At 39.6% G+C, this 12,648-nt stretch carries 8 protein-coding genes; 6 read left to right on the top strand and 2 right to left on the bottom strand.

Annotation, left to right across the window (positions count from 1 at the left end; genetic code table 11):
• The first annotated feature begins 488 nt into the window (after positions 1 to 488).
• Both uvrB and uvrA read left to right on the top strand, forming a co-directional pair.
• Positions 489 to 2,459 (top strand): excinuclease ABC subunit UvrB, encoded by a 1,971-nt coding sequence (gene uvrB / locus APRE_RS07230; protein WP_015778328.1) that lies wholly within the window; start codon positions 489 to 491, stop codon positions 2,457 to 2,459.
• Entirely contained in the window at positions 2,456 to 5,263 is a 2,808-nt protein-coding gene (gene uvrA / locus APRE_RS07225) for an excinuclease ABC subunit UvrA (RefSeq protein ID WP_015778327.1), read from the top strand. Before uvrB ends, uvrA begins: the two co-directional genes overlap by 4 nt.
• Before the next feature lie 978 nt (positions 5,264 to 6,241).
• Here uvrA and APRE_RS07215 read toward each other — a convergent pair.
• Complete coding sequence (locus APRE_RS07215) at positions 6,242 to 7,069, bottom strand: Cof-type HAD-IIB family hydrolase (protein ID WP_015778326.1); 828 nt, start codon at positions 7,067 to 7,069, stop codon at positions 6,242 to 6,244.
• 83 nt (positions 7,070 to 7,152) lie between these two features.
• On the opposite strand from APRE_RS07215, the gene ald reads away from it, so the two are divergent.
• The 4 genes from ald to APRE_RS07195 all read left to right on the top strand — a co-directional run bounded on the left by ald (position 7,153) and on the right by APRE_RS07195 (position 10,900).
• Positions 7,153 to 8,265 (top strand): alanine dehydrogenase, encoded by a 1,113-nt coding sequence (ald, locus tag APRE_RS07210; RefSeq protein ID WP_015778325.1) that lies wholly within the window; start codon positions 7,153 to 7,155, stop codon positions 8,263 to 8,265.
• 266 nt (positions 8,266 to 8,531) lie between these two features.
• On the top strand, positions 8,532 to 9,461 hold the full coding sequence (gene mnmL / locus APRE_RS07205) for a tRNA modification radical SAM protein MnmL/YtqA (protein ID WP_015778324.1): 930 nt from the start codon (positions 8,532 to 8,534) through the stop codon (positions 9,459 to 9,461).
• Entirely contained in the window at positions 9,446 to 10,045 is a 600-nt protein-coding gene (locus APRE_RS07200; RefSeq protein ID WP_015778323.1) for an isochorismatase family protein, read from the top strand. The genes mnmL and APRE_RS07200 overlap by 16 nt, the downstream gene beginning before the upstream one ends.
• A gap of 90 nt (positions 10,046 to 10,135) precedes the next feature.
• Complete coding sequence (locus tag APRE_RS07195; RefSeq protein ID WP_015778322.1) at positions 10,136 to 10,900, top strand: hypothetical protein; 765 nt, start codon at positions 10,136 to 10,138, stop codon at positions 10,898 to 10,900.
• Positions 10,901 to 10,995: 95 nt separating this feature from the next.
• Here APRE_RS07195 and nhaC read toward each other — a convergent pair whose 3' ends face one another.
• A complete protein-coding gene (gene nhaC, locus APRE_RS07190) occupies positions 10,996 to 12,528 on the bottom strand; it encodes a Na+/H+ antiporter NhaC (protein ID WP_015778321.1) in 1,533 nt (510 codons plus the stop codon).
• Positions 12,529 to 12,648 lie beyond the last annotated feature (120 nt).

Here is a 12,648-nt window from a genome sequence, read left to right as displayed (position 1 = left end):
ATAAGTCCCACTTATTCGATTTTTTACAAAAATCGAAGCCCGACTGTCCGGCACTCTGCCATCAATTCACTTCGTTCATTGTGGCCAAATCCATTAGGGATAAGGGGGATGAAAGTGGAGAAGCCTCGGGATAAGGGTTGTGCTTAGATACACCATTACCCTTACTTCGACCTTGTGGAGAAGTCTCTGAGATCTCTCGACTGCGCTCGACGGTAGCTTGCGGGCTTAGGTCTAAAGACCTTCACCTCGCCAAGCCTCGATTAAGGTCTGCCATCAGCTCACTCTGTTCGCTGTGGCCAGAACCATTAGAGATAAGGGGGAAGTGTAGAAGTCTCAAGGCTACTTACAATCTCTCTTTTGAACTCTTCGAGTTCTTGGAACTTATTTTTCAAATAAGTCCCACTTATTCGATTTTTTACAAAAATCGAAGCCCGACTGTCCGGCACTCTACCATTTTATTAATTTTTGTTATATATAAAGGAAGATTTATGAAGTTTAATTTAAAATCGGATTATAAACCTAGAGGCGATCAGCCTTATGCTATAGATAAATTATCAAAGGGAATCGAGGCGGGAGACCATCATCAGATTCTCCGTGGTGTAACAGGTTCTGGTAAGACCTTTACCATGGCTAATATTATCCAAAATGTCCAAAGACCTACCCTAGTTCTTGCCCACAACAAGACTTTGGCCTACCAGCTTTTTACGGAGTTTAAGGAATTTTTCCCGGACAATGCTGTCGAGTATTTCGTTTCCTACTATGATTATTACCAACCAGAAGCCTATGTGGCTGCTACAGATACATATATTGCCAAGGACTCTTCTATTAATGACGAGATAGACAAGATGAGGCACTCTGCGACCATGGCTCTTTTTGAGAGGCGTGATGTTATAATTGTGGCTAGTGTTTCTTGTATTTACGGCTTGGGAGATCCTATCGAGTATCAAAAGCTTGTAGTATCCCTCCGTCCAGGTCAGGAGATTAGCCCGGAAGATGTTATGAGAAAGCTAATTGATGTCCAATATGTGAGAAATGATGTGGAGTTTAGCCGAGGGACTTTCAGACGTAGGGGAGATATCTTAGATGTTTTCCCAGCAGGTTTTGACCAAAAGGCTATTAGATTTGAGTTTTTCGGAGATGAAATCGACGAGATTTCGGAGTTTGATTCATTGACAGGTAAGGTTACTGCAAGGATTAGCCACGCTTATATTTATCCTGCCAGCCACTATGCGACATCAAGTGAGAAGACAGAAAAGGCCATCATTACTATAGAAGAAGAACTTGAGGAAAGATTGGCCGAGCTTAATTCGGAAAATAAGCTCCTTGAAGCCCAAAGGCTCGAGCAAAGGACCAAATACGATATAGAGATGCTCAGGGAGATTGGTTTCTGTTCTGGAATTGAGAATTACTCTAGACACTTAAGCCAGAGACCAGCAGGGTCTAGGCCTTATACCCTAATCGACTATTTTCCAGAAGACTTCGTCCTAATGGTGGACGAGTCCCACGTTTCTATTCCCCAGGTTGGAGGAATGTATGAGGGAGATAGGTCCCGTAAGCAAAACTTGGTTGACTACGGCTTTAGGCTTCCTTCTGCCCTAGATAACAGGCCGCTTAAGTTCGACGAGTTCGAGAAACTAATCAACCAGGCAGTTTATGTTTCAGCAACTCCAGGCCCTTATGAGAAGGAGAAAACCCATGGCAAGATGGTCGATCAAATCATAAGACCAACTGGGCTTTTAGATCCATTGATAGAGGTAAGGCCAACAGCAAATCAGATAGACGACCTCATAGAAGAAGTCCATGCGACCATTGCCAAGAAGGAAAGGGTACTCGTTACTACTCTTACCAAGAAGATGGCAGAAGACCTTACGACCTTCCTTACGGAAAATGGAATCAAGGTAAGATACCTTCACTCAGATATTAAAACTATAGAGAGAAGTGAGATTATTAGAGAGCTCCGTCTAGGAGAGTTTGATGTTCTTGTAGGAATCAACCTCCTCCGTGAGGGACTCGATATACCAGAAGTTTCACTTATAACAATCCTCGATGCTGACAAGGAAGGCTTCCTCCGCTCTGAAACTTCCCTTATCCAGACTATCGGAAGGGCAGCGAGAAACTCCGAGGGTAGGGTAATCATGTATGCCGATACCATAACTGGATCTATGAGAAGGGCGATTGATGAGACAGAACGCCGTAGGACCATACAAGAAGAATTTAATGAAAAGCACGGCATAGTGCCAACTACAATCAAGAAAAATATAGCTGAAATCATCCAAATCACCAAGAAGAAGGAAGAAGAGGAGATTGAAGAATTCAGCAAAGACGATATAGAAACAATACTAATTAATCTGGAGGCTGAGATGTATAAGGCAGCAGAGGAGCTTGACTTCGAGCGTGCCGCAGCCCTCCGTGATCAGATTAAGTCTATGAAAGATAATTTTACAGGAGTGATTAATTGACAGAAATTAAGATAAAAGGAGCAAGAACCAACAATCTCAAAAACGTAGATATCAATCTTCCAAGAGATAAGATGATTGTATTTACAGGCCTTTCAGGCTCTGGCAAGTCTACTCTTGCCTTTGATACCATCTATGCGGAAGGACAAAGGCGTTATGTCGAAAGCTTATCTTCCTATGCTAGGCAGTTTTTGGGCAATGTAGATAAGCCGGATGTGGACTCCATTGAGGGACTTTCCCCATCCATATCAATCGACCAGAAGACAACTAACAGGAACCCAAGATCTACAGTAGCAACGGTTACAGAAATCTACGATTATTATAGGCTCCTTTACGCAAGAGTAGGAGATGCCTATTGTCCAGTCTGTGGTAGACCGATAGAAGCCCAAAGTATAGACCAGATGGTCGATAGGGTAAAGGAACTTCCTGAAAGAACGAGAATCCAAATTCTTGCCCCAGTAATCAGAGGAAAAAAGGGGGCTCACAAAAGAGCCCTAGAAAATATCCAGAAGGATGGATATGTAAGGGTCGTAATCGATGGAGAAAAGTACGACTTGGCAGAAGATATCGACCTATCCAAGACCAAAAAGCACGATATTTCTGTCGTTGTAGATAGGATTGTGATCAAGGATGGAATCGATGCGAGACTTACAGATTCCATAGAGACAGCCCTAGGACTTGCAGATGGCCTAGTTATCATAGATGTGATAGGAGAAGATGAGATACTCCTATCTTCTAAGCTCGCCTGTCCAGAAGGCCACGTATCCCTCCCAGAGATTACACCAAATATGTTCTCCTTCAACGCCCCAATAGGGATGTGTCCCGACTGTAATGGACTTGGTTTTCACCTTCAAGTCGACAGGGACCTTGTTATACCAGACTACGACCTATCTATAAACGAGGGGGCTATTGACCCTTATGCAACTTCCACCAAGGAGAGCTATTATTATGAGATGATAAGAGCTATAGCAGATCATTACAAGTTCTCCCATGATGATCCAATAAAAAAGGCTCCTAAGAAAATGATCGAAGATATACTCCATGGTACAAATTACGACCTAAGTTTTGTCTTCGATAGTCATTTTTCTGGTAGGAAAAGATACACCGGACCCTTTGAAGGAGCAATCAAAAATATCTACGACCGCTATCAAAGGACAGGATCTGATGCTCAAAAGAAAAAGTTTAGAGAATATATGTCGGAAGAAGAATGTGACACCTGCCATGGAGATAGACTTAAGCCAGAAGTCCTCGCTATCAAGGTCGGAGGAGTAAATATTTCAGAGCTTACAAGACTTTCCGTAGAAAAGTCCGTAGACTTTTTCGCTAAACTCGAACTTTCTCCAATGAAGGCGAAGATTGCAGACCTTATAGTAAAGGAAATTAAGGCGAGGCTCTCCTTCCTAAATGACGTGGGACTTACCTATTTGACCTTAAATAGGGCGGCAGCGACCTTATCCGGTGGAGAAAGCCAGAGAATCAGACTAGCTACTCAAATAGGATCTGGTCTTGTAGGAGTTTGCTATGTCCTTGATGAGCCTTCCATAGGACTTCACCAGAGAGATAACGATAAGCTCATAGCAGCCCTAAGAAATCTCACAGATATTGGAAACACCCTAATCATAGTAGAACACGACGAAGATACTATGAAGGAAGCTGACTATATAGTTGATATTGGACCAAAGGCAGGAGTTCACGGTGGAGAGATTGTCGCCAAGGGAAGTCTTCGTGATATAATGAATTCCAAAAAGTCAATCACAGGAGACTATCTAGCTGGAAGGAAAAAAATCCCAGTTCCTAAGGAAAGAAGAACAAGCGATGAATATATAGAAATAAAGGGGGCTGCGGTAAACAACCTCAAAAACATTGACGTCAAAATCCCCCTAGGAGTCCTTACAACTGTAACTGGAGTATCAGGATCAGGGAAGTCTTCCCTAGTAAATGAAATTCTCTATAAGCAAGCTACAAAGAAGATTAACAAGACCAAGATAAGAGCTGGTAAGCACAAGGAAATCCTAGGTCTTGATAAGATTGATAAGGTAATAGCCATAGACCAATCCCCAATTGGAAGAACTCCAAGGTCAAACCCAGCTACCTACACCAAGGTCTTCGATGCCATAAGGGATGTCTTCGCCATGACCAATGAGGCCAAGATGAAAGGCTATGATAAGGGGAGATTTTCCTTTAACGTTAAGGGAGGAAGGTGCGAGGCCTGCAAGGGAGATGGAACAATCAAGGTGGATATGATGTTCTTGCCAGATGTATACGTTCCATGCGAAGTCTGCCACGGCAAAAGATACAACAGGGAAACCCTTGAAGTTAAATACAAGGGCAAAGATATATCAGACGTCCTAGATATGACTGTAGAAGAAGGAATAGAATTTTTCCAAAACCATCCTAGCATAGTAAGAAAGCTCCAAACTCTCTACGATGTAGGCCTAGGCTATATTAAAATAGGCCAACCATCCACAGAGCTATCTGGAGGAGAGGCTCAAAGGGTGAAACTAGCAACAGAACTTGCTAAAGTCTCCACAGGAAAAACCCTCTACATCCTAGACGAACCAACAACAGGCCTTCACATGGCAGACGTCCACAAGCTAATAGAAGTTCTAAACAGACTAGTAGATCAGGATAATACAGTAGTTGTAATTGAGCACAACCTAGACGTAATAAAAGTCTCCGACAACCTAATAGACCTAGGTCCAGAAGGAGGAGACGGGGGAGGTACTCTAGTAGCGAGCGGTACTCCAGAAGAGATAGCAAAAAACAAAAAGTCCTATACTGGGCAGTATCTTAAAAAGATATTATAGAAGATATTTTATTTCAAATATCTGGTACTAAGAATATTTAGTATTAAGATATCTGAGTATTGGAATATACATTCGAGCAGGGTTGAACCCTTCGAACTTCAGGGAGACAGCTAAGGGGGCGGCAGAGGCCCCCTCTACCTTTCTCCCTGAACCCTCTTTTCATTCACCCCCTCTGCTCCTTAGCGGAGTGCGAAACCAGATGATTGGCTAACGCCAATCTTTTTTTAGTAGGTAGAACTTCTTCGTTTTAGTTTATTTAGCAGCTGGGGATTCCTAATCATCATTCGCTAAAAATTTATAACTCGCTTCGCTCAAACAGATAAATTTTCTTAACGCTCACTCTGATTATACATGCTGCCCGGTAAGGTTATTTGTAAGATATACTAAAGAATATATTGTATCTTTATCTAAATAAATAGGGAAAATTCTTTCTAGCTACGCTAGATCAGAATTATACAAAATTAAAATAAGATATAAAAAAAGATAAGCTTTGCAAAAGCAAAGCTTACCCCATCCCTCACTCAATGGACGAGTAGAAATGTCTAATCAAGTCTCTCGTTAAGAAAATCGATTTGTTTGAGCGTAGCGAGTTATCGATTTTTAGAGAGACGGAGATTAGACATTGTTAAATTCAAGGACAATTAAGATGAAGGGATCCCCCTACCAACAAAGATTTGCGGAGCAAATCGACCTTTTCCGCACTCCGCTCAAGGAGCAGAGGGGGTGAGGGGAAAAGGGGTTCTAGGGGAAAGACTGGAGGGGGTCTCTGCCGCCCCCTTAGGCTGTCCCCTAGGGAACGAAGATGATATCTTAATTAAGAAAAACACTTTAATAAAAAGAAATACTCATATCGCAATCTTTATTAAATTTTTTAAATATATCCATTTATTCCTTGAGTTTCGAAGGGTCCAACCCTGCATAAAGAAATTTTCTAATATATAGAAATACTAATCTAAAATATTTTAGTCAAAGATATTTTTAAAAATATCTCTCCTTCCCATTGTCCAGTAACTTCTCAATCGCATAGCCAACCCCAGAGTTTAAGTTGGATTTTGTTATGAAGTCAGCGTGGACTTTGAGTTCTTCAACGGCATTACCCATAGCTACGGCAAAGCCTGCTTTTTCTAGCATGGGGATGTCGTTTTTTTCGTTTCCTATTGCCATGACTTCACTCATATCGAGGCCCAGTCTTTCTATCATTTGTCCTATGGCGTAGCCCTTGTTGGTGTTTTTGTTCATCACCTCTATTAGAAAAGGTGCAGTTTGGACTGGGTAGTAGTTTTCTTTTAAGGCTTTTGGCATATTTTTGATAAAGCGGCTTATCTCGCTTGCGGATCCTAGGATAAGAAATCTCCCAAAATCCTTATCTTCTGGCCAATCCTTGTAGGCTACTGTCTTTATTGGAAGCTTGTTTATTCTTGCGTCCATTTTTGTATAGAAGTTTGGGTTTTTGTGTCTGGTGTAAAAACCCTCGTCATCCATACTAGATAATTCAAGCTTAAAGCCTTCAAGCATCCTATCTACTATAAAGAGGTCTTTTGGGCTTTGGTGGGTCCCAAACATTGGCTTTCTTGTGAAGTTATCATAGATGTAAGATCCGTTTTGGCAGATTGTAAAATGCCCCTTTTGGGCTAGGTCTAATTCTTCTATAAGATGAATCATGCTATGGAAGGGTCTGCCGCTAACTAGGGCAATGTGAATGCCTTCCTTCTTTGCTTTTTTGATCGCTTCTTTATTCTTCTTTGTTAATCTTTTAAGTGGAGTTACTAAAGTTCCGTCCACATCTATTGTTATTAATTTAATCATAAAATTATTATACTCTATAAAAATTATTAATTTTGCTCATTTTGGGTATATATTATTATGGAAAGACAAAAGGAGGAATTATTTTGATTATTGGAATACCTAAAGAATTAAAAGATCAAGAATCCAGAGTGGCAATCATTCCTGGAGCTTGTACAGAACTAACTAAATCAGGAAATAAAGTTATTATAGAATCTGGAGCAGGACTTGCGTCTGGAATTAGCGATGAAGATTATAAAGAAGCTGGAGCAGAAATCGTAGAAACTGCAGCAGAAGTTTGGGAAAATGCAGATATTATCTATAAGGTTAAAGAACCACTAAAGGAAGAATACAAGTACTTTAGAGAAGGTCTTATTATCTATACCTACCTTCACCTTGCTAGTAACCCAGAGCTAACAGACGCTCTTATAGAAAACAAGGTTACAGGAATTGGTTTCGAGACTGTTCAACTTGACGGAAAGCTACCTCTTCTACGCCCAATGTCAGAAATCGCAGGAAGAATGGCAGTTCAAGAGGGAGCGCAATATCTTACAAAACCAAAAGGTGGACGTGGAATCCTACTTCAAGGTGTGCCAGGAGTTAGACCTGCCAACGTTGTAATCGTAGGTGCTGGTACTGTAGGAACAGCTGCAACAAGAATAGCAGTAGGTATGGGAGCAAGAGTTACAGTTCTAGATGTAAATATCGAAGCCCTAACTCAACTACACAATATCTTCCCAGATAAGATTGAAACACTCTATTCTAACCCACTAAATATCGAAGATGCAGTTAAAAACGCAGACCTTGTAATTTCAACAGTCCTAATCCCAGGTGCTCGTGCGCCACAACTAATCAAAGAAGATATGGTTAAACAAATGAAGGAAGGATCTGTAATAGTGGACGTTGCAATAGACCAAGGTGGTTCAACTGACCTAACAAAGGGCAGACCAACAAGCCACACTAATCCAACATTTATTGAACACGGCGTAATCCACTACGCAGTTGCCAACATCCCAGGTGCAGTAGCGATGACATCAACCTACGCCCTATCAAACGCAACTACAAAATATGCAAAGGCCCTAGCAGATCTTGGATTAAAGGGAGCATGTGAGAGATTCCCAGAGCTAATTAAGGGAATCAACACCTATGAGGGTAAAGTAACATACGAACCTGTAGCTGAGGCTAACGATAAGGAATATGTAGAGCTTAATATTGAATAAGATTAAGGATATATTTTCTTGATATCTGAAACTAAATTTATATAATATTAAATAATTATTATATCAGATAAATAGAATATGCTTTTATCTCTTCAAAAGCTAAGGAGAGAGTCAAGGGAGCTAGTGCTTAGAGTGCTAGTCCCCTTTTTATATGCCAAAAATTAGAATGGATATTTTATTGTAAAATTATAGTTTTCTATTTTGATATAGAAATTTGTAGGAAAGATTTTTCTAAAAATTTTTCATCACACTAGTATAATAGCTATATGGAAATAAATAAAAAGCGTTATAAGGATCTGGATTCCTTTTTTAAGAGAAAGTTTCATAAGAAAGTGATTAAGCTTCCCTTGGATGGAGGATTTACTTGTCCTAATAGGGACGGGTCTCTTTCTTCCCTAGGCTGTATTTATTGTTCGGATTCTGGATCTGGCGAGTGGACTTTTAGAGAAAAGGGAAGTATATCTCGTCAGATTTCCTATCAGAAAAAGCTTTTGGCAAAACCTGGTAGGGATGAGGCCTATATAGCCTATTTTCAAAATTTCACCAATACTTACGGGGATGTGGCTAAGATGAGAGAGATGTTTTATGAGGTGATCTCTCAAGATGACATAGTAGGTCTTTTCATAGCTACTAGAGCAGATTGCTTATCTGATGAGGTTTTAGAGCTTTTGGATGAGCTAAAGGCAAATACCTTTCTCGTGGTGGAGCTTGGTATGCAAAGCGTAAATGAAAAGACGATTTCTCTAATAAATAGGGGCTATAGGCACGAGGAATTTGACAAAGGTTTATTAAAACTTAAGAATTTGGGCATAAATATATTAGTCCATATTATTGTAGGTCTTCCTTATGAGGTTATGGGAGATTATCTGGCGGATATTTCCTATATTAATTCTAGAAAGATTTGGGGAGTCAAGATTCACAATCTTTATATTGAAAAGGGGACTAGGCTTTTAGATTTCTACGAGAAGGAAAATATAGCCTACAGGATGGATAAGGATTCATATGTAGAAATCGTAGTAGCTATGCTTAGAAGACTTGATCCTGATGTAGTTATTAATAGACTTACAGGGGATGGTCTTAGGGAAAAAATCGCCTTTCCGGTATGGTCTAAGAATAAGGCGAAGATTTTGGCTACAATTGATAGAGTGATGAAAGTAAAAGATTATAGACAGGGGGATTTATGGAAAGAAAATTAGCTAGCAAGTTTTATATAAACTCATTGGAAGAAGATATTTATCAAAATAGACAAAAGACTCTGCTACTCGTAGTAGACGAGCAACCAAAGCTAATGAAGACTATGGAAAATGGAGAGAAGACTGTAACAAACACTTTAACTCTCCTTAAGGCCTTTAAGGAATATGATATGAATTATCTAGCTACAGAGCAATATCCAAAGGGACTTGGTAGGAGTGATGATAGGCTTTTGGAATTAATCGAAGAAGATAAGATCTTTGCCAAGTCTCTTTTCGATGCGGCTATTCCAGAAGTAGTAGATTTTATTGAGAAGAAAGATATTAAGAAGGTCCTTGTAGTTGGAGCAGAAGGACACGTTTGTATTTACCAAACTGTAAGGAGCCTCCTCGATATGGGTCTTGAAGTCTTCTTAGTAGAAGATGCAGTATCTTCCTTTACAGAAGAGCTTAAGGCTACAGCCTTAACAAGCCTCGGGCAAATGGGCGCAGTCCTTGTAAACACCGAGATGGTCCTATTCGATATAGCAAGAGACTCTAAGGATCCTCATTTTAAATTTATTTCAAATTTGGTTAAGAGCTTAAGATAATATATTTCTTTACTGGGTCTTCTTATATATTGTAGAAAAGTTTTGTGATAAGTATCCATTAATGATATAATTTATACAAAAGGAGGCTCTATGAAAAGAGAATACAAATTATCATCTATAGTTATAATTCAATTTATAGGAATTCTAGTTGCTCTTATAACTAGCACATTATTTGATTATATAAGCAAGGATTCAACTGTTTTGAGCATAATTGCAGGACTTATTACATCTCTAATTTCTCTTTTGTTTCAATTTGCCATAGCTAGTGGTCTTATTAGAAACAGGATGGGATCAGTTGGAGAGTACCTTAATCAAGTAAATCTCATTACAGGAAGGATTATCCTAATAAACATTATAGTATCTCTTATAGTTAGCTTGTTTACTATAACCATTGGGCTTTTGGGCGGAGGAGTAGTCTTTGCCCAAAGTATAATAGCTAATGGTATAGGAAAAAGCCTTGGAATGATACTTACTGTTATCTTAGTTGCTATCGCATCATTAATTTTTTCAATTCTTATAACTTACGCTAACTTTTATCTTGCAGATAAGCTTGTAGGAAGTGAGAGAAAGGAAAGTCTTGGGACATCAATAAGAAATATATTTAAGCTTGGTAAGGATCTTTTTGGAAAGACTATCATGGTTTATTTAAAATATTTCATAATTCCTATCGTTATAGTTATTGTCCTTATAGTACTAATGATGACATGGGGTGGAAATGATGCTGGAATGGGACAAATCCTTATTATAAGCATCCTATCCCTCCTAGCTGTAGTCTATGGAGTATTTGCAACAGCGATAGTCCTTGCGAGATTATCTGATAACTATCTGGACTATGTTGAAGAAAACGAAATTTAAGAAGTAACAAGACGAGCTGTTATGACTAGGCTCAAGGTTAGAGTGGAATCTAATCAAGAAGGCTAGTTAATAAGCTCCTCTTTTACTGTGGATATTTAATTGATTTGAGGGGTCTTTCCCTCTTTTCTTAACTTTTCTAATTGGCTAAGGGCAAAGGCTTGAGCTTTCTTTGGTGCCTTGGCCATTTTTTTCATCTTAGTCTTGCCAAATATATTTGTGTAAGACCCATCTGCCCAGAAGATATTTCTCTTAAGAAGGGCTGTGACTAGGGCAAAGATTGGGTTTAGGAGATTGACAAAGGCAAAAGGGAAAAAGCTTAGGGGGCTTACTCCAAGAGTCTTCATCTGATAGGCTCCACAGGCCGTCCACGGAAACATAACTGCCCAAAGTGTACCTGCATCTTCAAGGGTCCTTGAAAGCATATTACGAGAAAGACCTATCTCATCGTATTTATCCTCATACAAAGGAGCAGGGACTCCAATTCCTAGGAACTGATCGCACATAGTAGCATCACAGAAAATTGATGTAAGCATTGTAAGAAAAACAAGGCCTCCTACTGAATTGATTTTCTCCTTAAGGTGAGCGAATAGTCTTTCGATAATCCCAGCTCGCTCCAAGGATCCACCGAAGGATACCGCAAGGAGGATGAGATTGACCGTCCACATTTGATTATCCATACCACCCTTGGAAAGGGCCATATCCACGAACTCATTGCCAGTTTCTATGTCTGGTCCGTAGTGGAGAATGGCGAAAATTTCTGCGAGACTTCTTTGTTTTTGAAAGATCATAGAAAATACTAGACCAACAAATACAGAAATCATAACACCAGCAAGGCCTTCAATCCTTAGGACACAGACAAGAACTATCAAAAGGATTGGCAAAAGTACTAGGGGATTTAAGTTAAAATTGCTAGCGAGTGCTGCCTTGATTCCTTCGGCAATATTTGGATCGTAGTTTGTAACATCAATCCTAAAAGAAATGAAACTATAAAGGATGAGAGCTATCAAAAAGACTGGTCCTGTTGTAGAAACCATAGCAGTAACGTGGTCGAAAAGCCCAGTTTTTGCTACTCCTGCAGCAAGGTTTGTGGTATCTGATAGGGGAGAGAATTTATCTCCAATATAGGCACCAGAGATTACCATACCTGCAGTTATGGCAGGGCTAATGCCAAGGCCTTGACCTATAGTCATAAAGGCTATACCAATAGTCGCTGTAGCAGTCCAAGAAGACCCACAAGCAAGACCAACTAGGGCCGTAATGATACAACCTATTGGAAGGAAGAGCTTAGGGCTAAGGAAGGTCAAACCATAATAGATAAGGGCAGGGATAGTTCCTGAAATCATAAATGAAGAAATTAAAAGGCCAACAGTTAGAAGAATTAAAATCGCATCAAGAGTTGTTCTAATTCGCTCGATCATACCATCGACCATTTCCCTAAAACTTCTCCCACAAACAAGTCCTACAAGGCTTGCTACAATAATTCCTATAATAAGAGGAAGGTGGGCAGCATCGTAAATATTTTCTCCGCCTTCCTTGGCGAAGGCAAAGACATAAATCATCAAAAATATCATAGTAATAATAGGTAAAATCGCCTCAAACAAAGAGGGCAGCCTATAAGTTTTTTTCATAATAAGTCCTCCATAAAACATATTAGCGTGATAAATTAACTAAGTATATCCTACATCAGATTGATAAATCTGTCAATATATAATTTCGTATAATAATTAGTTATCAAGATAAATTAAAAT

The organism is Anaerococcus prevotii DSM 20548, from assembly GCF_000024105.1.
Taxonomy (GTDB): Bacteria; Bacillota; Clostridia; order Tissierellales; family Peptoniphilaceae; genus Anaerococcus; species Anaerococcus prevotii.
Note: the sequence above shows the minus strand (reverse complement) of the source record. Positions and strands in the feature narration are given on the sequence as shown.